General features: G+C 62.9%; 23 protein-coding genes. 3 read left to right on the top strand and 20 right to left on the bottom strand.

Going from position 1 to position 21,544, the window contains the following annotated elements:
- Positions 1 to 15: 15 nt before the first annotated feature.
- The 3 genes from F3H95_RS22495 (at position 16) to F3H95_RS22485 (ending at position 1,793) form a co-directional block, all read left to right on the top strand.
- The gene (locus tag F3H95_RS22495; RefSeq protein WP_149747637.1) at positions 16 to 915 is read left to right on the top strand and encodes a ribokinase; all 900 of its coding nucleotides are present in this window, start codon (positions 16 to 18) and stop codon (positions 913 to 915) included.
- 148 nt (positions 916 to 1,063) lie between these two features.
- A complete protein-coding gene (locus tag F3H95_RS22490; RefSeq protein WP_142880788.1) occupies positions 1,064 to 1,492 on the top strand; it encodes an Hsp20 family protein in 429 nt (142 codons plus the stop codon).
- Between the two features lie 43 nt (positions 1,493 to 1,535).
- Positions 1,536 to 1,793 carry a DUF1150 family protein gene (locus F3H95_RS22485; protein ID WP_142880789.1) on the top strand — a complete coding sequence of 86 codons (258 nt, stop codon included), beginning with the start codon at positions 1,536 to 1,538 and terminating at the stop codon, positions 1,791 to 1,793.
- 40 nt (positions 1,794 to 1,833) lie between these two features.
- Here F3H95_RS22485 and trmB read toward each other — a convergent pair whose 3' ends face one another.
- The 20 genes from trmB to F3H95_RS22385 all read right to left on the bottom strand — a co-directional run bounded on the left by trmB (position 1,834) and on the right by F3H95_RS22385 (position 21,393).
- Positions 1,834 to 2,532 carry a tRNA (guanosine(46)-N7)-methyltransferase TrmB gene (trmB, locus tag F3H95_RS22480; protein WP_149747636.1) on the bottom strand — a complete coding sequence of 233 codons (699 nt, stop codon included), beginning with the start codon at positions 2,530 to 2,532 and terminating at the stop codon, positions 1,834 to 1,836.
- 13 nt (positions 2,533 to 2,545) lie between these two features.
- On the bottom strand, positions 2,546 to 3,784 hold the full coding sequence (gene metK, locus F3H95_RS22475) for a methionine adenosyltransferase (RefSeq protein WP_142880791.1): 1,239 nt from the start codon (positions 3,782 to 3,784) through the stop codon (positions 2,546 to 2,548).
- Positions 3,785 to 3,972: 188 nt separating this feature from the next.
- Positions 3,973 to 4,392 (bottom strand): helix-turn-helix domain-containing protein, encoded by a 420-nt coding sequence (locus F3H95_RS22470; protein ID WP_142880792.1) that lies wholly within the window; start codon positions 4,390 to 4,392, stop codon positions 3,973 to 3,975.
- A 148-nt stretch (positions 4,393 to 4,540) separates the two neighbouring features.
- Positions 4,541 to 6,139 (bottom strand): apolipoprotein N-acyltransferase, encoded by a 1,599-nt coding sequence (gene lnt, locus F3H95_RS22465; protein ID WP_142880793.1) that lies wholly within the window; start codon positions 6,137 to 6,139, stop codon positions 4,541 to 4,543.
- A 168-nt stretch (positions 6,140 to 6,307) separates the two neighbouring features.
- On the bottom strand, positions 6,308 to 7,486 hold the full coding sequence (locus tag F3H95_RS22460; protein ID WP_149747635.1) for a hemolysin family protein: 1,179 nt from the start codon (positions 7,484 to 7,486) through the stop codon (positions 6,308 to 6,310).
- A gap of 10 nt (positions 7,487 to 7,496) precedes the next feature.
- Entirely contained in the window at positions 7,497 to 8,006 is a 510-nt protein-coding gene (gene ybeY / locus F3H95_RS22455; RefSeq protein ID WP_142880795.1) for an rRNA maturation RNase YbeY, read from the bottom strand.
- A 15-nt stretch (positions 8,007 to 8,021) separates the two neighbouring features.
- The gene (locus tag F3H95_RS22450) at positions 8,022 to 9,077 is read right to left on the bottom strand and encodes a PhoH family protein (RefSeq protein ID WP_142880796.1); all 1,056 of its coding nucleotides are present in this window, start codon (positions 9,075 to 9,077) and stop codon (positions 8,022 to 8,024) included.
- Between the two features lie 33 nt (positions 9,078 to 9,110).
- Positions 9,111 to 10,526 (bottom strand): tRNA (N6-isopentenyl adenosine(37)-C2)-methylthiotransferase MiaB, encoded by a 1,416-nt coding sequence (gene miaB / locus F3H95_RS22445; RefSeq protein WP_149747634.1) that lies wholly within the window; start codon positions 10,524 to 10,526, stop codon positions 9,111 to 9,113.
- Between the two features lie 44 nt (positions 10,527 to 10,570).
- Positions 10,571 to 11,365 (bottom strand): lysophospholipid acyltransferase family protein, encoded by a 795-nt coding sequence (locus tag F3H95_RS22440; RefSeq protein WP_149747633.1) that lies wholly within the window; start codon positions 11,363 to 11,365, stop codon positions 10,571 to 10,573.
- Entirely contained in the window at positions 11,362 to 11,790 is a 429-nt protein-coding gene (locus tag F3H95_RS22435) for a Fur family transcriptional regulator (protein ID WP_142880799.1), read from the bottom strand. The genes F3H95_RS22440 and F3H95_RS22435 overlap by 4 nt, the downstream gene beginning before the upstream one ends.
- A gap of 40 nt (positions 11,791 to 11,830) precedes the next feature.
- On the bottom strand, positions 11,831 to 12,325 hold the full coding sequence (locus tag F3H95_RS22430; RefSeq protein WP_142880800.1) for an N-acetyltransferase: 495 nt from the start codon (positions 12,323 to 12,325) through the stop codon (positions 11,831 to 11,833).
- 9 nt (positions 12,326 to 12,334) lie between these two features.
- The gene (gene tsaB, locus F3H95_RS22425) at positions 12,335 to 12,994 is read right to left on the bottom strand and encodes a tRNA (adenosine(37)-N6)-threonylcarbamoyltransferase complex dimerization subunit type 1 TsaB (RefSeq protein WP_149747632.1); all 660 of its coding nucleotides are present in this window, start codon (positions 12,992 to 12,994) and stop codon (positions 12,335 to 12,337) included.
- A 7-nt stretch (positions 12,995 to 13,001) separates the two neighbouring features.
- The gene (locus tag F3H95_RS22420) at positions 13,002 to 13,568 is read right to left on the bottom strand and encodes a NifU family protein (RefSeq protein ID WP_149747631.1); all 567 of its coding nucleotides are present in this window, start codon (positions 13,566 to 13,568) and stop codon (positions 13,002 to 13,004) included.
- A gap of 111 nt (positions 13,569 to 13,679) precedes the next feature.
- On the bottom strand, positions 13,680 to 14,171 hold the full coding sequence (locus F3H95_RS22415; protein WP_149747630.1) for a universal stress protein: 492 nt from the start codon (positions 14,169 to 14,171) through the stop codon (positions 13,680 to 13,682).
- A 112-nt stretch (positions 14,172 to 14,283) separates the two neighbouring features.
- Positions 14,284 to 15,348: a tryptophan--tRNA ligase gene (trpS, locus tag F3H95_RS22410; RefSeq protein ID WP_149747629.1), complete on the bottom strand. Its 1,065-nt coding sequence runs from the start codon at positions 15,346 to 15,348 to the stop codon at positions 14,284 to 14,286.
- 204 nt (positions 15,349 to 15,552) lie between these two features.
- Positions 15,553 to 15,954, bottom strand: a complete 402-nt coding sequence (locus F3H95_RS22405; RefSeq protein ID WP_149747628.1) for a VOC family protein — start codon at positions 15,952 to 15,954, stop codon at positions 15,553 to 15,555.
- Positions 15,955 to 16,079: 125 nt separating this feature from the next.
- Positions 16,080 to 17,681 (bottom strand): ABC transporter ATP-binding protein, encoded by a 1,602-nt coding sequence (locus tag F3H95_RS22400; protein ID WP_149747670.1) that lies wholly within the window; start codon positions 17,679 to 17,681, stop codon positions 16,080 to 16,082.
- Positions 17,682 to 17,692: 11 nt separating this feature from the next.
- Positions 17,693 to 18,817, bottom strand: a complete 1,125-nt coding sequence (locus F3H95_RS22395; protein WP_149747627.1) for an ABC transporter permease subunit — start codon at positions 18,815 to 18,817, stop codon at positions 17,693 to 17,695.
- Positions 18,810 to 19,733 carry an ABC transporter permease subunit gene (locus F3H95_RS22390; RefSeq protein WP_142880807.1) on the bottom strand — a complete coding sequence of 308 codons (924 nt, stop codon included), beginning with the start codon at positions 19,731 to 19,733 and terminating at the stop codon, positions 18,810 to 18,812. The genes F3H95_RS22395 and F3H95_RS22390 overlap by 8 nt, the downstream gene beginning before the upstream one ends.
- A 61-nt stretch (positions 19,734 to 19,794) precedes the next feature.
- Positions 19,795 to 21,393: a peptide ABC transporter substrate-binding protein gene (locus F3H95_RS22385; protein ID WP_142880808.1), complete on the bottom strand. Its 1,599-nt coding sequence runs from the start codon at positions 21,391 to 21,393 to the stop codon at positions 19,795 to 19,797.
- Positions 21,394 to 21,544: the final 151 nt, after the last annotated feature.

Below are 21,544 nucleotides of genomic sequence, written 5' to 3'. Positions count from 1 at the left end.
AGGGCTTCACACCTCATGATCACTGTCTTCGGTTCTGTCAACATGGACCTCATCGCCACCACGGCGCGCCTGCCGCAGCCGGGAGAAACGGTGGCAGGCGACAGCTTCTCCACCGCCGCCGGCGGCAAGGGCGCCAACCAGGCGCTGGCGGCCCAGCGCGCCGGAAGCCCCGTGCGCATGGTGGCCGCCGTCGGCAATGACGGCTTCGCCACACCGGCACTCGCCCTGCTGGACGCCGCCGGCGCCGATCTGTCCGCCGTGCGCCGCGTCGGCGAACCCACCGGCACGGCGCTGATTCTGGTCGGCGGCGATGGCGAGAACATGATCGCCGTCGTGCCCGGCGCCAACGGCATCTTCCTGCCGGAAGACGGCACGGCCGCCGTCTCAGGCATGGCCGATGGCGATACGCTGATGCTGCAGATGGAAGTGCCGGCCGCGGCCGTCGAAGCAGCCATGCAGGCGGCGAAGGCGCGCGGCATCCGCACCCTGTTCAACACCGCGCCGCTGACGACGGATGCCATCCGGCTGGCCGGTCTTGCCTCCATCGTGGTCGCCAACGAAACCGAATTCGAGCTGCTGATCGGCAAGCATGATCTCGACGATGCGGCGCGGCTTGCCGAAATGCAGCAGTTGCATGCGAAGACGGGCCAGACGCTGGTGGTGACGCTTGGCGGCGACGGAGTCGTGGCGCTGCATGCCGGCGAGGTACTGAGGGCCAAGGGCCTTGTCATCGAACCGGTCGATACCGTCGGCGCCGGCGACACCTTCTGCGGCTATCTCGCGGCAAGCCTCGACCAGGGGCTGGATTTTGCCACAGCGCTACGTCGGGCGGCGGTGGCAGGCTCGCTCGCCTGCCTGAAGCCCGGCGCCCAGCCGGCCATTCCCACAGCTGGCGAGGTGGCGGCGCGGCTCTGAACGCTGCGGCGCCGACAGGACAAACCTGCGGAACGGTCGCTTGCGAAAACTTGCACTGGCCGTTCCGGCACACCATATTGCTCGTCATCCGGCGCATGCCACACGGGTGCGCCAGCCCATAAAGTCGCTTGCTATCAAGGACTGCGCGATGAGCCGCATCACCCCCTTCACCAGCCCTCTGCTGCTGGGTTTCGACACCATGGAAAAGACCCTCGAGCGCCTGGCCAAGGCGAATGACGGCTATCCGCCCTACAACATCGAGAGGATGCGGCCGGATGCCGCGGGCGAGCCGGAAAGGCTGCGCATCACGCTCGCGGTCGCCGGTTTTTCCGAGGACGATCTCGATGTCAGCGTCGAGGAAAACCAGCTGACGATCCGCGGCCGGCAGGTGGAAACGGGAGAGCGCGACTATCTCTACCGCGGCATTGCGGCGCGCCAGTTCCAGCGGGTTTTCGTGCTGGCGGATGGCATGCAGGTGTCCGGGGCGAAACTCTCCAACGGGCTTCTCTCGGTCGATCTCATTCGTCCCGAGCCTGAACGCATGGTGCGAAAAATTAACATTTCGGTTTCAAAGTAAGAGGCCTGGCAGAAATGCCCGTACCCCTCATACGGAGGCTGGAATGCTCCTCAAGAACGCCACCGCGCGACTGACGCAATCGGAACTTGCCCATCTCGGCTCCGGCGAGGTCGGCTACATCCGCAAGATGCGCTCCGAAGATGTCACCCGCTGCTTTCCCGAAGCGCCGCAGATCGATCCGGCACTGGATCTCTGGGCCCTGTTCGGTGCCGATGGCACGCCGATTCTGTTGACCGACAACCGCTCCAGCACCTTCTTCAAGGCCGCCGAAGACGACCTCAAGACCGTCAGCCTCCACTGACGGTCCCGCACCTGCGGCATCGGGCTTTTCGCCTGCCGCCTCAATCCCTCACAAATGTCAGATAGGCAGAGGAACGGCCTTCACGCCGGGCCTTGGCCTCATAGCGCGTGCCGGGCCAGGTCGGGAACGGCGTCAGCCAGTCCGCCGGCTCCTCGGCCGTCCAGCGGAAGCCGCCATGGGCCGCGCAATGCTGCAGCGTCCAGTTCACATAGGTGTCGATGTCGGAGGCGAAGCAGAACAGGCCGCCAGGCTTCAGCACGCGATGGAAGCGGGCGAGATTGACCTGCGAGACGAACCGCCGCTTCCAGTGCTTCTTCTTCGGCCACGGATCGGGATAGAGCAGGTCGATACGGTCGATCGAGCCCTCCGGCAGCCAGTCCAGCAGCACGGTGGCATCGTCGTCATAGACGCGGATGTTCTGGAGGGCGAGGTCTTCGACCCGGGCAAGCAGCTTCGCCATGGAATTGACGAAGGGTTCGACGCCGATGAAGCCGGTCTGCGGCTGTTCACCGGCGCGGTGCACCAGATGTTCGCCGCCGCCGAAGCCGATTTCCAGCCGGATCGCGGTAACGGGGACAGGAAATAGCGTGGCAAGGTCATCCGGCCGGGGTCCGGCCGGATCGATGCGCAGGGACGGAAGGACGGCCGACATCAGGTCCGACTGGCGGTCCCTCAACGGTTTTCCCTTGCGCCGGCCAAAGAATGCCTCGGTGGCTCGCGACCGGCGCTCGGTATCCATTTCGGTTCGTCCTTCAGTTCTTCAGGGCTTCCTTCAGCGGCTTCACGAGATCAAGCTTCTCCCAGGAGAAGGACCCGTCGCGGCCTGCCTTGCGGCCGAAATGACCGTAGGAAGACGTCTTGGCATAGATCGGCTTGTTGAGATCGAGGTGACGACGGATGCCGCTCGGAGAGAGGTCCATCACCTTGCGGATCGCGGCCTCGACCTGGTCTTCGGTTACCTTGCCAGTGCCATGCAGGTCAACATAGATCGACAGCGGCTGGGCAATACCGATCGCATAGGAAATCTGGATCGTGCACTTGTCGGCAAGGCCGGCGGCGACGACGTTCTTGGCGAGATAGCGCGCGGCATAGGCGGCGGAGCGGTCGACCTTGGTGGTGTCCTTGCCGGAGAAGGCACCGCCGCCGTGCGGCGCGGCCCCGCCATAGGTGTCCACGATGATCTTGCGGCCGGTGAGGCCGGCATCGCCATCCGGGCCGCCGATCACGAATTTGCCGGTCGGGTTGATGTACCAGGCGCAGTCGTCGGCAATCTTCAGATCGGACAGTGCCTCGCGGATATAGGGCTCGACGACCTCACGCACCTTCTTCGAATCCCAGCTCTCGTCCAGGTGCTGGGTCGAGAGAACGATAGAGGCCACTTCCGATGGCTTGCCGTCGACATAGCGCACCGTCACCTGACTCTTGGCATCAGGACCGAGCTTGCCGACATCGCCCTCGCCCTTCTTGCGGGCGGCAGACAGCAGCTGAAGAATGCGGTGCGAGTAATAGATCGGCGCCGGCATCAGTTCCGGCGTCTCGTTGCAGGCGTAACCGAACATGATGCCCTGGTCGCCGGCGCCCTCATTACCCTGCTGGTCAGCGGCATTGTCCACGCCCTGGGCGATGTGGGCCGACTGGGAATGCAGGAGCACGTCGATCTTGGCGGTCTTCCAGTGGAAGCCGTCCTGTTCGTAGCCGATGTCCTTGATGGCGCGACGGGCTGCCGTCTTGAACTTCGCGGGGTTGATCACCTCGTTGCCGTTCTTGTCGGTCTTCATCAGGCTCGGCGGCAGGCGCACTTCGCCGGCAATCACCACGCGATTGGTCGTGGCGAGCGTCTCGCAGGCAATGCGAACCGTCCACGGGTCAACGCCGGTCTTCGCCGCCTCCCGGTAAACCAGATCGACGATTTCATCGGAAATGCGATCGCACACCTTGTCAGGATGACCTTCGGCGACGGATTCGCTGGTAAACAGGTAGTTGGCGCGCATGCTGGGATTCCCCTCAAGAACAAACCGCTGTCTGTGGTAGTGAGTTCGTCGCTCAAAAACAAGGACAGAACCACATAAATATATCTTTATACGACAACGGAAGGTTTACGCCGCGCCCGAAGGTGACATTTTTGCCAAAAAAAAGCGGCCACTGGGGCCGCTTTCTCGGGGATGCCTGTCGAACGGGCTCAGTCGACGTCGGCTTCGGCGGCCAGTGCCTTGACGAGATCGACCAGCTTGCGACGAACCTTGGGGTCGGTGATCTTCACGAAGGCGCGGTTGAGCTGCAGACCTTCGGACGAGGACAGGAAATCGACGACGTAGTTCGAGCTGGACGCTTCGGCGAGGCCCGGGCCGCCGGCGGACTGTTCGCCAGGCGCATCTTCGAAGAAGAAGGAGACGGGTACGTTGAGAATGCTGGAAATGTTCTGCAGGCGGCTGGCGCCAACGCGGTTGGTGCCCTTTTCATACTTCTGGATCTGCTGGAAGGTGATCCCAAGGCTTTCGCCCAGTTTTTCCTGGCTCATGCCAAGCATGGTGCGGCGAAGCCGGATACGGCTCCCGACATGAATATCGATCGGGTTCGGCTTCTTCTTGTTCTCAGTCATCGTAAACGTCCTAGGTTGATCTTCAATCCCCATAACTCGCAATACGTGTACCCATATACTTCCGCATACTTGCGTGCTGCCCAGGCACCGCATGAAAGCACAGGTTCCAACGAACGCGGTTGCACTATGCAATTTTAGGGTTTTCCGGTCAATTGAGGCGGATTTTTAAACCCATGCGCGAAACGCCTGCAATCAAGAACATAGTAATGATCAACAACCAGAAGTGCGTTTCACGCGCGTATATGTCCCACGACGGGACGACGTCACCACCCAAAGTCGAGTCGATCACGCCTTTTTGATCGAAGTCAAGGCCTTCTTTGATTTGGCCATGCCCGTCGATGACCGCCGAAACCCCGCTGTTTGCGCCGCGAATCAGTGTCAAGCCCGTCTCGACAGCCCGGAGACGGGCCTGCAGGAAGTGCTGGTATGGCCCGGGCGTCCTGCCGAACCAGGCATCATTGGTGATGTTGAGGAGAGCCGCCGCGCGACCCGCATCCGCCGTCAACTCATTGGGAAAGATCGCTTCATAGCAGATGAGCGGATAAAATGACGCACCCGACGGCAGCGTGATCAGCGCAGGGCGCGTGCCGGCAGTGAAACCGCCCGGCATGTCAACGATGTTGGAAATGCCCAGCCGGTTCCAGAAGCGTTCGAATGGTAAATATTCCCCAAACGGGGTCAGATGCACCTTGTCGGTTGCAGCAATGATCTGGCCCTGGCTGTCGATCGCATAGATTGAATTGTAGTAAAGCGGCTCCTGACCCGCCCCGCGCGCTTCCATGCGCACCACACCGGCAATCAGGATCTGGCCATCCTCCAGCACATCCGCGATGCGGGCGAGCGCGCCCGGAGTTTCCGTAAGGATGAAGGGAACCGAGGTTTCCGGCCAGATGACGATGTCCGGACGCCGGGTGCCCGGCTTCGGCGGCAGCGCGGTAAGCGCCAGATGTTCCTCGAACACGGCCCGCCGGTCGTCGCCCGTATCCATCTTGCGGGCCTGATCGATAACCGGCTGCACCACGCGCACCGTGACGGGCGGATCCAAACGGTGAGCCGTCGGCCTTTCGCTGAGCCGATAGGCACCATAGCCGAAATGGGCAGCAATCATCAGCCCCGCCAGCGCCAGGCCGATCGGCGCCCCCTTGCGCGTGCCGATGAGGGCGGGAGCGGAAAGAACAAAGACGGCAAGCGTCGAAACGCCGAAGATGCCGATCGCAGCGGTCGACTGCATCATGATCGGCACCGGCATCACGCCGTAGCCGATGGCATTCCATGGAAAGCCCGTGAACAACAGGCCCCGCAGCCATTCGATCAGGCCGAAGCTGGCGGCAAGCGCGGCGATCCGTCCAAATCCGTCCGACCACAAGAGACCGGCCAGCCAGGTGGCAAGGCCATAATAGAGCGCCAGGAAGGCCGGCAGGCCGAGGATGGCCAGCGGCAACGCCCAGGCGAACTCATCCGCCTCCACCAGAAGTGCATTGCCGAGCCACCAGAGACCGGCCACGAAATAGCCGAAACCGAACAGCCAACCGAGAAGGAAGGTGGAGCGCCAGCGCGCCATTCTCCCGCTTCCCGGCGCTTCCGCGCAGCCATCCATCAGCCACACGAGCAGCGTGAAGGACACGAACAGGGCGGCCAGAAAGGAAAAGGGCGGCAGCGCCAGCGCACCGATGGCTCCGGCCAGAATGGCAAGCCCTGCGCGGCGTATGCCCCACAGAAGCATCACCCGGTTCGCCAGTCTTTCCATCACCACCCCTTCACCTCGGCCCGATTCGTGTTGCCCTGGCGGCATAGCGCCCGAGCCTTTCCCGTTCCTGCCCAAACTAAGACCCGAAAATCTGTCCGATTTTCGGGTCCTGGTGAATGTCGTGCAATCCGGCCATCAAAGGGGCCGAGTGTCGTGCGTGCGCAGCGATCACTCCGGACGGGCTGCGGTCGACGCGCTGTCGGCTCCCTGCCCTTCCGCAGATGCCGGCAGGAGATCGGCCGGGTGTCCCTCGCCCTCCCCCTTGATCTGGCGACGACGGGCAGCGGCGGCGCGCTTGCGCATGATGCGAACGCGCTTGATGCGGCGCGGGTCTGCGTCGAGAATCTGGAACTCGAAGCCGGGAACGGCCTGCACGAGTTCACCCCGCACCGGAATGCGGCCAAGCGCCGAGAAGATCAGGCCGCCCAGCGTGTCGACATCCTCCAGACGGTCGCGAATGTCGAAATCCGGGCCGATCGCCTCGGCGATCTCCTCCAGTTCGATGCGCGCATCGGCGATGAACACATCCTCGCTGGTGCGGGAGAACATGACCTCGTCATCGTCATGCTCGTCCTCAACGTCGCCGATCACCATTTCCACGATGTCCTCGTGGCTGACAAGGCCGTCGGTGCCGCCATATTCATCGATCACAAGCGCCATCTGTGTGCGCGCCGCCTGCATGCTCTGCAACAGGTCGGACGCCAGCATCGAGGGTGGCACGAACAGGATCTTGCGGATCAGGCCGGCATCGGCCACCGTCTTCGTCAGATCGACGCGACCGAGATCGAAGGCCGGGCGCGGCGTCCGCACCACCTTTTCCTTCAGCACGGCCTCACCGTCTGCCACGGTTGCAGGCTTCGCTGCCGCCGTACCGCGACGCTTGTTGCGGGCCTGCTTGGCGAGATAGGACAGGAGATCGCGGATGTGCACGAAGCCGCGCGGATCATCCAGCGTGTCGCAATAGACGGGCATGCGCGAGCGACCGGTTTCCTCGAAATGGATCAGCAGGTCGCCGAGCGTCATCGTCATGTCGACCGCTTCGATATCGGCGCGCGGAACCATGATGTCCTCGACACGCACCTCGCGGAAGCGGAGGATATTGTGCAGCATGGCCCGTTCTTCAGGCGAAAAGGCATTGCTGACGGCCGTATCGGTGAGAAGGGCATCGGCGAGATCCTCGCGGAGGCGTTCTCCCTGTGAGGGCCTCAGCAGGCGGATCGCCCGTGCCCAGAAGGAATTGGACGAGCGCGCATGCGCATCCCGCCTTAACGGACTGCCACCCTCGTCAGAGGATGACTGTTCCGATGCATTGCCGTCGCGAACGGCGTTTGTCGAAATCTCGTTCATCGTTCCAGTGTCAAACCAGCGGGTCTTGTCCCGCATAGGGATCAGATAGGCCAAGCCTGGCCAAAATACGAGTCTCCAGGGCTTCCATTTTCTCGGCCTCGTCGGTTTCGATGTGATCATAACCGAAAAGATGCAGGAAGCCGTGCACCATCAGATGGGTCAGATGGTCATCGAAGGACTTCTCAAGGTCAAGCGCCTCGCGCTCCACCGTCTCGCGGGCAATCACGATATCGCCCAGCATCGGCCCCGGCGTCTTGCCGGGCGTGACCGGGAAAGCCGGGAAGGACAGGACATTGGTCGGCTTGTCCTTGCCGCGCCATTCGGCATTGATCTCGCGGATCGCCGCATCGTCGGTGAAGACCAGCGACACCTCGCACGGGTGCGGCGGGAAGGGCTGCTTCTCCTCGGTGGCGATGAAGCCGGCTGCAGCGCCGAGCACACGTTCACTGAGGGCAGAAAGCTGCTCCTCGTCTGGCCAGCGCTCGTCTTCGACGCTGATCTGTATGTCCAGTTCAGGCATGGGATCTCGAACCGCTCAGCGGTCCGCTTCCTCGCTTTCCTCATGTACGGCATATTGCGCGTCATAGGCCTGCACGATGCGGCCGACCAGCGGGTGACGCACCACGTCGGTGTCCTTGAAGCGCACGACCGAGATGCCCTCGACGCCTTTCAGCACCTGCAAAGCCTCGACCAGCCCGGACTTGACGCCGCGCGGCAGGTCCACCTGGCTTGGGTCGCCGGTGATGATCATCCGGGCATTTTCGCCAAGGCGGGTGAGAAACATCTTCATCTGCATGGATGTCGTGTTCTGCGCCTCGTCCAGAATGACGGCGGCATTGGCAAGCGTGCGACCGCGCATGAAGGCAAGCGGCGCGATCTCGATGACGCCGGCGGTGATGGCCCGCTCCACCTTGTCGCCGGGAATCATGTCGTAGAGCGCGTCGTAGAGCGGCCTGAGATAGGGATCGACCTTTTCCTTCATGTCGCCCGGCAGGAAGCCGAGCCGCTCGCCCGCCTCGACGGCCGGACGCGACAGGATGATGCGATCGACCGCGCCGCGCTCCAGAAGCTGGGCGGCGTGGGCGACGGCCAGATAGGTCTTGCCGGTGCCGGCGGGGCCGACGCCGAACACCAGTTCCGACCGTTCCAGCGCCCGCATATAGGCATCCTGGGTCGGCGTGCGGGCCTGAATGGTCTTCTTGCGGGTGGAAATCTGCGCCATGGAGAGCTTTGCCTTCCGCTCCAGTGTCGGCAGCGTCAGCTGGTCGTCGGCGGCAACCGCCATGCGGATCGCTCCTTCCACATCGGATGTTTCCACCGAGCCGCCCTTCTGCAGGCGCTCGTAGAGAAAATCGAGGGCGCGGCGCGCCTGATTGGTGGCGAGCACGTCGCCGGAAATGCTGACGGAATTGCCCCGTGCGCGCGCATCGATATGCAGGCGTTCTTCCAGGAGCTTCAGGTTCTGGTCGAACTGTCCGAAGAGTTCGCTGGCCAGCCGGTTGTTCTCGAACGTCAAGACGAAGTGATTGGCGTCAATCGCGGCGGATCTGGGGTGGCGCGAGGGGGAAGAGACCAATTCACGACCGTTCAAGCAGGCACGCTCCTATAAGGTTGCTCGGGCCATTTAACGCTCGATCCTCTCGGCAAACAAGCTGTTCGGTCCCGTGCCAATGATTCGTACAGAGATAATGTCACCGATTTGCGATGATTTTGCATCAACATTCACAGACTGAAGCCACGGCGACCGGCCGATAAGCTGGCCGGCATTGCGGCCGAGCTTTTCGAGCAGGATATCGATGACCTTGCCGACGCATCCTTCGGCAAACTCCTGCTGCTGCTTCAGAAGCAGGGCCTGCAGCCGCTCCAGGCGCTCGGCCTTCACCTCTTCGGCGACCTGTGAACCAAGCTCCGCACCCGGCGTTCCGGGGCGCGTCGAATATTTGAAGGAGAAGGCCTGCGCGTAACGCACCCTCTCCACCAGCCGCAGCGTGTCCTCGAACTCGGCCTCGGTCTCGCCGGGGAAGCCGACGATGAAATCGCCCGACAGCGCAATATCCGGACGCACAGAACGGATACGCTCGATGAGGCGGACATATTCCTCTGCCGTGTGGCGGCGGTTCATCGCCTTCAGCACCCGGTCGGACCCGGCCTGCACCGGCAGATGCAGATAGGGCATCAGCGTGCGCAGATCGCGATGCGCCTCGATCAGGCGGTCATCCATGTCGCGCGGGTGGCTGGTCGTATAGCGCAGGCGGGCAAGACCCGGGATCTCCGAGAGGCGATAGAGCAGATCGCCAAGCCCCCAGGCGTCGCCCTTCGGCCCCTCGCCGTGCCAGGCATTGACGTTCTGGCCGAGCAGGGTGATTTCGCGCACGCCGGCATCGACCAGGCGCTGCGCCTCCTCGAGGATCTGCGCGAGCGGGCGCGACACTTCCGAGCCGCGCGTATAGGGCACCACGCAGAAGGTGCAGAACTTGTCGCAGCCCTCCTGCACCGTCAGGAAGGACGTGACGCCGCGGGAGCGGATGACCGCCTTTTCCGTCTTCGGCAGATGCTCGAACTTGTCCTCGACCGCGTAGTCCGTCTCGATGACGCGCTCGCCCCGGCGCGCCCGCTGCAGCGCCTGCGGCAGGCGATGATAGGTCTGCGGGCCGATCACCACATCGACCGCCGGCGCACGGCGAAGAATTTCCTCGCCCTCCGCCTGGGCCACGCAGCCGGCCACGCCGATCATCATCTCGCGGCCGTTGGCGGCACGCTCCTTCTTCATCTCGCGCAGCCGGCCGAGCGCCGAATAGACCTTTTCGGCAGCCTTTTCGCGGATGTGACAGGTGTTGAGGAGAACGAGATCCGCCTCTTCCATCGCCTCGGTCGTAACATAACCCTCGCTCGCCAGCGCATCCCCCATGCGCACCGAGTCATAGACGTTCATCTGGCACCCATAGGTCTTGATGAACACTTTTCGCGTGTTGGGGTTTGTGACGGGCACAGGCGCTGCCGCCTCTGCGGTCGCCGGAAGGGGGATGATCTGGTCGCTCATGGCGGGTTCTTTACTGCAAGACGCCCGCAAATAGAAGGGATCTTTCAGCCGGCACGCGGATAGAGCCGCTGTCGCAACTGGGTGCGCAGGCGCTCCACCACGGTCGCCCCCGCCAGCTTGCGATTGGTCTCGGCGCGGAATTCCACGGCCTCGCCGAAATCGACATCCACTTCCAGCGCACCGGTTTTCAGAATGCCCATCAGATGCGGCACCAGTTCCACATCGCCCGGCCAGGCGGCGATCGGCCGGTGATAGCGCCCCATCGGCATGCCGTAGATGCCGGTATAGGCAATCGAGACCGGCTGCACATAGACGACGCCCTCCGGCGAGGCAGGAACTGCGGCGGAAGCCGCGCCGAACAGCGAGGTCTTGACCTCCAGCAGCCGGTTGCCGTCCGATGTCGTGCCCTCGGGAAACAGCACGATGATCTCGCGCGCCGCCAACCGCTCGGCCACCTCGTTCACCTGTTCGCCGGTGCGGCGTTTCTGTTCGCGCACCACGAAGACAGATTTCTGCCACTTGGCGAGCAGGCCGAAGATCGGCCAGTCCGCCACCTCGGCCTTGGCGATGAAGGCGACATCGGCGATGGCACCGAGCACCAGAATATCCTTCCAGGAGGCATGGTTGGCGGCCAGCATCAGCGGGCGACGGCTTTCCAGGCGGCCATGGATGCGGATGCGGATCCCGAGCACGGAACAGGCGATGCGGTGCCACCAGCGCGGCAGGCGACGCCTGAGCGGCCAGTCATAGCGCAGCGCCAGAAGCTGAAACGGCAGGAGAACGAGCGTCACCACCGTCAGGATGGCAAAGATGAGCCCGATCCGGATCCAGGTGATCACGCGTCGTCCTTGTCCAGCGGAATGCCGTAAAGTTCCAGCCGATGGCCGACGAGGCGGAAGCCGTGCTCGCGGGCGATCCGCTCCTGCAGCGCCTCGATCTCGGCGGAGTGGAACTCGATCACCTCACCCGTCTTCACATCGATCATGTGGTCGTGGTGCTCTTCCGGCACGGTTTCGTAGCGGGAGCGGCCGTCGCGGAAATCATGCTTCTCGATGATGCCGGCATCCTCGAACAGCTTGACGGTGCGGTAAACGGTGGAGATCGAGATGCGGCCATCCACCTTGGTGGAGCGGCGGTACAGCTCCTCCACATCCGGATGATCGTCGGACTCCTGCAGAATCCGGGCAATGACGCGGCGCTGCTCGGTCATGCGCATGCCCCGCTCGGCGCACAGCTCCTCCAGGGATTTGGAAAGGTCTGTCATGTCGTCCCGGCCTTGCATTGCAGTCTATAAAGAGAACGGACTAGCGAAGATCGCGCCGCATGACAAGCGCCGCGGTTCGCGTTCCATCTGCTGCCGCATAATAGGCCGGACGCCTTGCCACCTGCTCAAAGCCCAGCCGGCGGTAGAGGCCGACCGCCGGCTGGTTGACCTCGTCCACCTCGAGAAACATCGATTCGGCGCCGCGATCCTGCGCCTCGCGCAGGGCTGCCTGCATCAGCCGCCAGCCGAGGCCGGAGCGCGCCACCTTTTCAGATACCGCGATGGTGAGGATTTCCGCCTCGCCGGCCGCCTCGCGCGACAGCACGAAGCCGCCGAGCGGCCGGCTGAAGAAGGCATTGGACTGCAGGGCGGAAAAGCCGAACACGCCGTTCTGGTGCAGCAGGCTCGCCACCTCTTCGGCGCTCCACTGGCGCGAAAAACGCTGGCCGTGCAGTTCGGAGGCCGGCGGGCAGTCTCCATCCTGCATGGGCACGATATCGAAGAAGGGCTTCCAGGTCAGGTAATCGTCGAACATTCCGAATCGTCAGGCACGTGCAAGGGCAAAACCGTCCTGCGGTTTAGCATCCGGACCGCGCAGGTAAAGCGGTTTCGGGCGCGACATTTCAGCTTTTGCTTTTGCACCGATCCGCGCCACCGTGATGATATCGAAACGATCCGGTTCGCCGGAGGCTGGCAGCCCGCTGACCAAGGCGGCCGCAGTGCCGATTACGGCAGCGCAATGACGGGCGGCGAGTTCGCTCAGTCTCTCAAGCGTCAGGATTGCGGGTTCGCCAAGCGGCTCCCCCTGCCCGTCAAAGGCCTGCGCATAGATCTCGTCGCGCTTGGCATCCATGGCGGCGATCACCGGCTCTCCCGGATGCGCGGCAAGATGCGATTGCGCCAGAGCCTCCAGCGTTGTGACCCCCACCGAGGGAATGCCAAGCGCAAGCGCCAGGCCGCGGGCAGCGGCGACACCGACGCGGATGCCGGTAAACGAGCCGGGGCCGATCGTCACGGCCACGCGGTCGAGATCATGAAGCGAGAGGCCGGCTGTCGCCAGCACCTCCTCGATCATCGCCATCAGCCGCTCCGCATGGCCCTTGCCGATGCGTTCAGTCACGCTCGCCAGCAGCACATCTGTCGAAGCGTCGAGGACCGCGGCGGAACAATCCACCCCGGCCGTATCGATGGCGAGGATCTTCATCGTGAAATCAGAGCGCCTCGACTGCCAGCACTTCCGGCACGAAATGCTTGAGCAGGTTCTGCACGCCATGCTTCAGCGTGGCCGTCGACGACGGGCAGCCCGAGCAGGCGCCCTTCATGTTGAGATAGACAGTGCCGTCACGGAAACCCTTGAAGGTGATATCGCCGCCATCCTGGGCAACGGCCGGGCGCACGCGGGTTTCCAGCAGTTCCTTGATGGTCGCGACGATCGTCTCGTCCTGATCCTCGAAGAACTCACCTTCCTCGTCGGTCATCTCGGCAAGGCTTGCGCTGCCGCCCATGACCGGCTGGCCGGACATGAAATGCTCCATGATCGAACCGAGGATCGCCGGCTTCAGGTGCTGCCACTCCTGCGCTTCCTTGGTGACCGTCACGAAATCATAGCCGAAATAGACGGCCGTGACGCCCGGAATGGAAAACAGGCGGGCGGCGAGCGGCGAAGCCTGCGCTTCGTCGGCATTGCGGAAATCGGCCGTTCCCTTGTCCATCACCACCTTGCCGGGCAGGAACTTCAGGGTTGCCGGGTTCGGCGTGGCTTCTGTCTGAATGAACATCGTCGGGCTCCTGGGCGCCGTGATGGCACCACTTTAGAATTCTTCCAAAGAAGATAGTCCGGATCAGGTTTGCATTCAAGTGCGCTCTTGGCAGCGCAAGGTCAAGGGCACTCAGCAGAGTGCGTCGATTTCGTCATTGGTCAACGTATCCGGCAACACGGTGACGGGTATCGGAAAGGCGCTGCCGCGGCCGGCAATCGAGGTGACGAGCGGCCCGGGGCCATCCTTGGTGGAGCCGGCGGCCAGAACGAGAATGGCGATATCGCGGTCTTCCTCGATGGCGGCATTGATCTCGTCGCTCGCGGTACCCTCGCGGATCACCACTTCCGGATCGATGCCGATCGTCTCGCGCACCTTCTGCGCGGCCTTGGCCATCACGGCCTCCGCCTCCTCGCGCGCTTCGGCCCGCATGATCTGCTCGACACCCAGCCATTGCTGGAAATCGCCTTCAGGAATGACGAAGAGCAGGACGAGGCCGCCATTGGAGTTTTGCGCGCGGCGGCCGGCATAATGCACGGCCTTCTCGCATTCCGGCGTGCCATCGATAACGGCCATGAACTTGCGCCGGTGCCCCTCCAGCCGTGAAAGCCGTCTTGAAACCATGATCGCTCCCCTGTCTCGAAACGCCTTGGCGCGAACTTATACGAAAGCCGCAAAATGAAAACCCGCCGATCCCTGCGGGGATCGACGGGCAGAGATTTGGGTGGCGTTGCAATCAGCGCAGAAAGCCGACGATGTCGAACACGTCCTTCATCACGGCTTCGGCGCGGGCACCGGCCCGCTCGCCACCATCGCGCAGGATGGCGTCGATATGGCTGGTGTCGCCCAAGAGGCGCTGCATTTCCGCGCTGATCGGGGAGAGCACATGCACGGCCAGATCGGCAAGCGCCGGCTTGAAGACCGAGAACTGCTGGCCTCCGAATTCGCCAAGCACTTCGGCCTTCGTCTTGTCGGCAAGGGCTGCATAGATGCCGACCAGGTTGTCCGCCTCGGGACGTCCCTGCAGGCCATCCACCTCCGACGGCAGGCCGTCCGGATCGGTCTTTGCCTTGCGGATCTTCTTCAGGATCTCGTCGGCATCGTCCGTCAGGTTGATGCGCGACAGATCCGACGGATCGGACTTCGACATCTTCTTGGTGCCGTCGCGGAGCGACATCACGCGCGGCGCCGGACCATCGATCAGCGGCTCGACCAGCGGGAAGTAACCGTGGATCGGCTCCTCGCCAACGACCATGTCCACACCCTTGCCGGTAGCGCGGATCTTGTCCTGGAAGTCGATGTTGAACTTCTGGGCGATGTCGCGCGCCAGTTCCAGATGCTGCTTCTGGTCGTCACCAACAGGCACATGGGTCGCGCGGTAGACCAGAATGTCGGCGGCCATCAGGCTTGGATAGGCGAGCAGGCCGAGCGAGGCATTCTCGCGGTCCTTGCCGGCCTTGTCCTTGAATTGCGTCATGCGGTTCATCCAGCCGATGCGGGCGACGCAATTGAACACCCAGGCGAGTTCCGCATGCTGCGGCACGGCCGCCTGATTGAAGACGATATGCTTCACCGGATCGATGCCGGACGCTATGAAGGCGGCGGCAATCGATCGGATCTGGCCGCGCAGGTCCTCATGGACCAGTTGCGCCGTGATGGCGTGCAGATCGACGACGCAATAGATGCAGTCGTTGTTTTCCTGCAGCGCCACGAACTTGCGGATCGCGCCGAGATAATTGCCGAGATGGAGATTGCCGGTGGGCTGGACGCCCGAAAAGACGAGCGGGGAGAAGGTGTTCATCGCATCCTCGATAGGCTGGTGGAGGGCCACAGGCGTTCGGAAACGAGGCATCGGAAAGGGTGACGATCTTCCCGCGTCCCGCCCCTTAAGGCCAGGGTTTTTACGCGGCGCATCAAGCATGGCAGAGCGCGTTCGATCAAGTGACTTGCGGACAACAGGACAGGATTAAATCCAGTACAAGACTTCCGCCGGTCTCCGCGGTGCTCAGGCGGCAGCGTGCTGGATCAGATCCCACAGATTGCCATAGAGATCGGCGAAGACGGCAACCGTGCCATAGGGCTCATGACGCGGCGCTTCGAGAAAGCGCACGCCTTTGGCGAGATAGGCGGCGTGGTCGCGGGAAAAATCATCCGTCTTCAGAAAGAAGCTGACGCGACCGGCCGTCTGGTTGCCGATCGCCGCCCGTTCCATGTCGCCATCGGCACGGGCGAGCAGAAGGCTGGCCCCCTCCGCCCCCTTCGGCTTCACCACCACCCAGCGCTTGCCTTCTTCCGGCAGGGGACTGTCGAACACGCAGTCGAAGCCCAGGATGCCGCAATAGAAATCCTTGGCGCGATCATAGTCGTCAACGACCAGGGTGACGAGAAACAGCGATTGGGCAGACATGGCAGGTCTCCGGGTTGACGGTCAAAGAGTGCATGGCGAACCGGATCATGCAACATCCTCCACGAAAAACGCCCGGCTCCGTATGCCGGAACCGGGCGCTTACATGCCTCAAGGGAGACCTGCGGTCAGTGCGTGAAGGCAGCCGCGATCAAAGCCTTGGTATAATCCTGCGCCGGGCTTTCGAAGATGTCCTCCGTCGGCCCCTCCTCCACGATCCTGCCGCTCTTCATGACGATCACATGGTCCGAGATCGCCCGGATGACCGACAGGTCGTGGCTGATGAAGACATAGGAGAGATCGTGCTTCTGCTGCAGGTCGCGCAGAAGTTCGATCACCTGCCGCTGCACGGAGCGGTCGAGCGCGGAGGTCGGCTCGTCGAGGATCACCACCTTCGGCTTGAGGATCATCGAACGGGCAATCGCGATGCGCTGCCGCTGGCCGCCGGAAAACTCGTGCGGATAGCGGTTGCGGGCCGCCGGATCGAGGCCGACTTCCTTCAGCGCCTCGATCGCCCGCTTGTCGCGGTCGGCCTTGGTCAGGTTCGGCTCGTGCACGTAGAGCCCTTCGGTGATGATCTCGCCCACCGTCTGGCGCGGCGACAGCGATCCGTAGGGGTCCTGGAACACCAGCTGCATCTGGCGGCGGAAGGGACGCATGGCCTTGCGGTCGAGCAGCGAGATATCGCTGGTGTCGAAGCGGTAGCGGCCATCCGATTCGAGAAGCCGGAGCAGCGCACGCCCGAGCGTCGACTTGCCTGACCCCGATTCACCGACGATGCCGATGGTCTGGCCCTGGCGCAGCGTAACATTGACGCTGTCGACGGCGCGGAACTTGCGGCTCGTCTTGAACAGGATGCCGGAGCCGATCTCGAAATCGACGGTCACGTTGCGGCCTTCAAGAATGACCGGCGCATTGGCGGGCGGTGTCACCTTCCACCCGCTCGGCTCCGAGGCGAGCAGCATCTTCGTATAGTCATGCTGCGCATGCTCGAAGATCGCGTCGCGCGTACCCTGCTCGACAATCTCGCCGCGCCGCATCACCACCACGCGGTCCGCGACGTGCTTGACCACGCCGAGATCGTGGGTGATCAGCACGATCGCCATGCCGAAGCGCTTCTGCAGATCGGCGAGCAGATCGAGGATCTGCGCCTGGATCGTCACGTCGAGCGCCGTGGTCGGCTCGTCGGCGATCAGCAGGTCCGGTTCGTTGGCGAGCGCCATGGCGATCATCACGCGCTGGCGCTGGCCGCCCGACATTTCATGCGGATAGCTGTCGATACGGCGCTCCGGCTCGGGAATGCCGACCAGCTTCAGAAGCTCCAGCACGCGGACACGGGCCTGGCGCTTGCCCATGCCGCGATGGTGCACCAGCGGCTCGGCGATCTGCTTGCCGATCGTGTACAGCGGATCGAGCGAGGTCATCGGCTCCTGGAAGATCATGGTGATCTTCGAGCCGCGTACGGCGTTCAGCCGCGAGAGATCGGCACCGATCATTTCCGTATTGCCGTAGCGGGCGGAGCCGGACACCTTACCGTTGGCGGCGAGCAGACCCATGATCGCCATCATGGTCTGGCTCTTGCCGGAACCGGATTCGCCGACGATGGCCAGTGTCTCGCCCTTCTTGACGGAAAAGCTGGTGCCCTTGACGGCCTGAACCTCGCCATCCGGCGTCGAAAAATTGACCTTGAGGTCCTTGACCGTCAGTACGGTGCTGTTTGCGTCGTTCATGTCAGCCATTGTCAGCGATCCTTCGGGTCGAGCGCATCGCGCAGGCCGTCGCCGACGAAATTCAGCGAAAACAGCGTGATGACGAAGAAGGTCGCGGGGAAGATGAGAAGCCAGGGCGCGTTCTGCATGTTGGCGGCACCCTCGGAAATCAGCGTGCCCCAGCTGGCCAGCGGCGCCTGGACGCCGAGGCCGAGGAAGGACAGGAAGCTTTCCGTCAGGATCACATGCGGCACCACGACGGTGACGAACACGATGACCGGGCCGATGGTGTTCGGGATGATGTGGCGGCGGATGATCTGCCAGTCGGTCAGCCCCAGTGCCTGGGCGGCGCCCACGAATTCGCGCCGCTTCAGGGACAGCGTCTGGCCGCGCACGATGCGGGCCATTTCCAGCCATTGCACCGCCCCGATGACGACGAAGATCAGCACCACGGAACGGCCGAAGAACACCACCATCACCACGACGAGGAAGACGAAGGGCAGCGAATAGAGGATCTCGACCACGCGCATCATGACGTTGTCGATGCGCCCGCCGAGATAGCCGGAGGTCGCGCCATAGACGACGCCGATGCCGAGCGAGACGAGCGAAGCCGCAAGGCCGACGGCAATCGAGATCTGGCCGCCGAGCATCACGCGCACGAGGAGGTCGCGGCCATTGCTGTCGGTGCCGAAGGGGAAATATTCCTGCGCGACGCGGCCGGTCAGAACCATGGACAGCTGGTCCGGCGCGGTTTCCTTGACCTGCGTGTCCTTGAACTCGTTGACGCGGTCGAAATAGCGGACGGTACGCGGATCGATCGGGCTTGCCGAGGACACCTTGACCATGAAGGTGCCGTTGCTCACCTCGAAACTGTCCAGCGTCAGGCGCGCGCGCTTGGCCGTTGCATCCGCCACGTCCTTCAGCGTCGCGGTTTCCGGAAGAGGCTTCAGGCTGGGCGGCACCGAAACATAGGACGGGAAGACCTCGTCATACTGGTGCGACACCACGAAGGGACCGCCGAAGGAAAAGAGCGCGATCAAGAACAGCATGAACAGGCCGCCCATCGCCGCCTTGTTGCGACGGAAGCGGAGCCAGGCGAGCTGGCCGAGGCTGCGGCCCTCGACCGCCTTTGCGGTTGTCTTGGAGGTATCAGTCATGGCGGACCCTCGGGTCGAGGAGGCCATAGGCGATGTCGACCAGCAGGTTGAAGACGATCACGAACACCGCGACGATGACGACGGTGGCCATGACCAGGGGATAGTCGCGGTTCAGCGCGCCGAGCACGAAGAAACGACCAATGCCCGGAATGGTGAAGATGCTTTCCACCACGGCCGAGCCGGTCAGCAGCGCGGCGGCCGCCGGCGCCAGATAGGAGACGACCGGCAGCATCGCACCGCGCAGCGCGTGCGTGATGACGACGACGCGCGACGGCAGGCCATAGGCCTTGGCGGTGCGGATATGGTCGGTGTGCAGCGCCTCGATCATCGAGCCGCGCGTCAGGCGCGCGATGATGGCGATCTGCGGCAGCGCCAGAACCGTGATTGGCAGCGCCAGCTGGCGGAACGAGCCATCCCCCCAGCCCCCGGCCGGCAGCCAGCCCAGAATGAGCGCGAAGATCAAGGTGAGAACCGGGCCCATCACGAAGGTCGGTACCGTGATCCCGACGGTCGAGACAGACATCAGGGCGATGTCGATGATGCCGTTCTGGCGAAGGGCAGCGGTGGTGCCAAGAATAACGCCGCCGACAAGCGCGATCAGAAGTGCCGTCGAGCCGATCTGCACGGAATAGGGCAGCGCCTGCGCGATCAACTGCGCAACGGTATTGTCCTTGTAGATGAAGCTCGGACCGAAATCGCCGCGGACGGCATTGCCGAGATAGTGGATGTACTGGATCCACAGCGGCTGGTCGAGCTGGTAGGTCTTCATGATGTTCGCCATGGTTTCCGGCGGCAGCGGGCGTTCGAGATCGAACGGGCCGCCCGGTGCAAAGCGCATCAGGAAGAAGGAAATCGTGATGACGAGGAACACCGTGGGCACGGCGCTCGCCAGTCGTCGCAGAACGAAGTTGATCATGGTCAAATAACAGACGCGCGCCGAACATTTCCGTTCGACGCGCGCCATTCTCCAGAGAACGTTACTTGGAAACGCTGAGGAACTTGGACAGGTGGTTGTTGGTGGCGTTGTCGACCCAGCCCTGAACCTTGTCCGAGACGAGCCACAGATCGGCAGTGCCCATCAGCGGCGCCAGCGGCTGGTCGTTGACGAGCAGGGTTTCGGCCTGGCGCAGCAGTTCCATGCGCTTGGCCACATCACGCTCCTCGTACGACTGCTTGATCAGCGCATCGTATTGCGGGTTGTTGTAGTGCGGATAGTTAAACGTCTTGTTGGTGCTGACGTTCAGCGCCAGGAAGTTTTCCGGATCCGCATAGTCGGCAGCCCAGCCGGCACGCGCCACGTTGAACTTGCCGCCTTCCTTCAGGTAGGAATAGTGCGAGGCCACATCGAGGTTGACCAGCGACACATTGGCGCCGAGCGCCGTCTTCCACATGTTGGCAACCGCGGTTGCGACGCGCTCGTGGTTGGTGTTGGTGTTGTAGCGGATCTCGATGTTGAGCGGCTTGCCGCCCTTGCCGTAACCGGCTTCCTTCAGAAGCTCGACGGCCTTGTCCTCGCGGTCGATCTGCGACATCGCGGCGAAGTCGGGCTGCGGCGGCTTGCCATAGCCTTCCATGCCATCGGGAACGAGCGAATAGGCCGGCAGCTGCGCGCCCTTGTAGATTTCGCTCGACAGGAAGTCGCGATCGATCGCCATGGAGAGCGCGCGACGGACGCGGATGTCGTCATAGGGCGGCTGGCGCATGTCGAAGGCATAGTAATAGGTCGACAGCGACGGCGTGACATGAACCTGGGCGCCGTAGGATGCGCGCAGGCGCTTGATCTGGTCGGCGGAGAAGTTGTAGGTGACGTCGAGTTCCTTGGCTTCGAAACGACGGACGGCAGCAGCCGCGTCTTCGATCGGGTAGAAGATTACCTTGTCGATCTTGACGTTGGCCGCATCCCAGTAGCTCTCGTTCTTGACGACGGTCAGCGAGTCATTCGGTACATGGGCCTGCAGCTTGAACGCGCCGTTCGAGACCATGTTGCCAGGCTTGACGAACTGGTCGCCGAACTTCTCGTAATTGGCCTTGCTGATCGGCAGCGCGGTATAGTGCGACAGAAGCTGCAGGAAGTAGGGCGTCGGGCGCTCCAGCGTGATTTCCAGCGTCTTGGCGTCGATGACCTTCACGCCCAGATCTTCAACCGGGGCCTTGCCCTTGTTGACGGCTTCGGCATTCTTGATCGGGTAAAGCAGGTTCGCGTACTCGGCGGCCGTCTTCGGGTTCTCGATGCGGCGCATGGCGAACTGGAAGTCTTCCGCCGTTACCGGCGAGCCATCCGACCACTTGGCATTGTCGCGGATCTTGAAGGTGTAGACGGTCCCGTCATCGGAAACCTTCCAGCTTTCGGCGGCGCCCGGTGCGATCGCGCCCTTGGCGTCATGAATGACCAGACCCTCGAACAGGTCGTAGATCACAAAGCCCTCGATGTTGATCGAGATGTGCGCATAGTCGAGCGACTTCGGTTCGCCCGAATTGCCGCGATGCAGCACCACTTCGGCGAGCGCCTGGCTGGAGCCAAGGAGCAGTGAGCCAAGCAAGATTGTCGTTGCCAGTTTCGTCTTCATGAGAACCATTTTTCTTTTATCCTTCCCCCAGTGGATGGGTACGGAGACCGCACAAACGCCAAAAGCGCCCGCAAGACAATAGGAGCGTAAACGGTTTCGACAATATGCTGGCATTTTTGCGGCATCAAACTGGCGCATTTGGACATGTTGTCGCAACCAT

Source organism: Rhizobium sp. RU35A (assembly GCF_900156005.1).
GTDB lineage: Bacteria > Pseudomonadota > Alphaproteobacteria > Rhizobiales > Rhizobiaceae > Neorhizobium > Neorhizobium straminoryzae.
Note: the sequence above shows the minus strand (reverse complement) of the source record. Positions and strands in the feature narration are given on the sequence as shown.

Coding starts and splice junctions, on each gene's coding strand:
- F3H95_RS22470 (WP_142880792.1), bottom strand. CDS start 4,392: ATGACTGAGAACAAGAAGAAGCCGAACCCGATCGATATTCATGTCGGG.
- F3H95_RS22415 (WP_149747630.1), bottom strand. CDS start 14,171: ATGGTTTCAAGACGGCTTTCACGGCTGGAGGGGCACCGGCGCAAGTTC.
- F3H95_RS22495 (WP_149747637.1), top strand. CDS start 16: ATGATCACTGTCTTCGGTTCTGTCAACATGGACCTCATCGCCACCACG.
- ybeY (WP_142880795.1), bottom strand. CDS start 8,006: ATGCCTGAACTGGACATACAGATCAGCGTCGAAGACGAGCGCTGGCCA.
- tsaB (WP_149747632.1), bottom strand. CDS start 12,994: ATGAAGATCCTCGCCATCGATACGGCCGGGGTGGATTGTTCCGCCGCG.
- F3H95_RS22460 (WP_149747635.1), bottom strand. CDS start 7,486: ATGAACGAGATTTCGACAAACGCCGTTCGCGACGGCAATGCATCGGAA.
- F3H95_RS22395 (WP_149747627.1), bottom strand. CDS start 18,817: ATGACTGATACCTCCAAGACAACCGCAAAGGCGGTCGAGGGCCGCAGC.
- F3H95_RS22485 (WP_142880789.1), top strand. CDS start 1,536: ATGCTCCTCAAGAACGCCACCGCGCGACTGACGCAATCGGAACTTGCC.
- F3H95_RS22435 (WP_142880799.1), bottom strand. CDS start 11,790: ATGACAGACCTTTCCAAATCCCTGGAGGAGCTGTGCGCCGAGCGGGGC.
- F3H95_RS22420 (WP_149747631.1), bottom strand. CDS start 13,568: ATGTTCATTCAGACAGAAGCCACGCCGAACCCGGCAACCCTGAAGTTC.
- trpS (WP_149747629.1), bottom strand. CDS start 15,348: ATGAACACCTTCTCCCCGCTCGTCTTTTCGGGCGTCCAGCCCACCGGC.
- miaB (WP_149747634.1), bottom strand. CDS start 10,526: ATGAGCGACCAGATCATCCCCCTTCCGGCGACCGCAGAGGCGGCAGCG.
- F3H95_RS22405 (WP_149747628.1), bottom strand. CDS start 15,954: ATGTCTGCCCAATCGCTGTTTCTCGTCACCCTGGTCGTTGACGACTAT.
- lnt (WP_142880793.1), bottom strand. CDS start 6,139: ATGGAAAGACTGGCGAACCGGGTGATGCTTCTGTGGGGCATACGCCGC.
- F3H95_RS22400 (WP_149747670.1), bottom strand. CDS start 17,681: ATGAACGACGCAAACAGCACCGTACTGACGGTCAAGGACCTCAAGGTC.
- metK (WP_142880791.1), bottom strand. CDS start 3,784: ATGCGCGCCAACTACCTGTTTACCAGCGAATCCGTCGCCGAAGGTCAT.
- F3H95_RS22490 (WP_142880788.1), top strand. CDS start 1,064: ATGAGCCGCATCACCCCCTTCACCAGCCCTCTGCTGCTGGGTTTCGAC.
- F3H95_RS22385 (WP_142880808.1), bottom strand. CDS start 21,393: ATGGTTCTCATGAAGACGAAACTGGCAACGACAATCTTGCTTGGCTCA.
- F3H95_RS22390 (WP_142880807.1), bottom strand. CDS start 19,733: ATGATCAACTTCGTTCTGCGACGACTGGCGAGCGCCGTGCCCACGGTG.
- F3H95_RS22430 (WP_142880800.1), bottom strand. CDS start 12,325: ATGTTCGACGATTACCTGACCTGGAAGCCCTTCTTCGATATCGTGCCC.
- trmB (WP_149747636.1), bottom strand. CDS start 2,532: ATGGATACCGAGCGCCGGTCGCGAGCCACCGAGGCATTCTTTGGCCGG.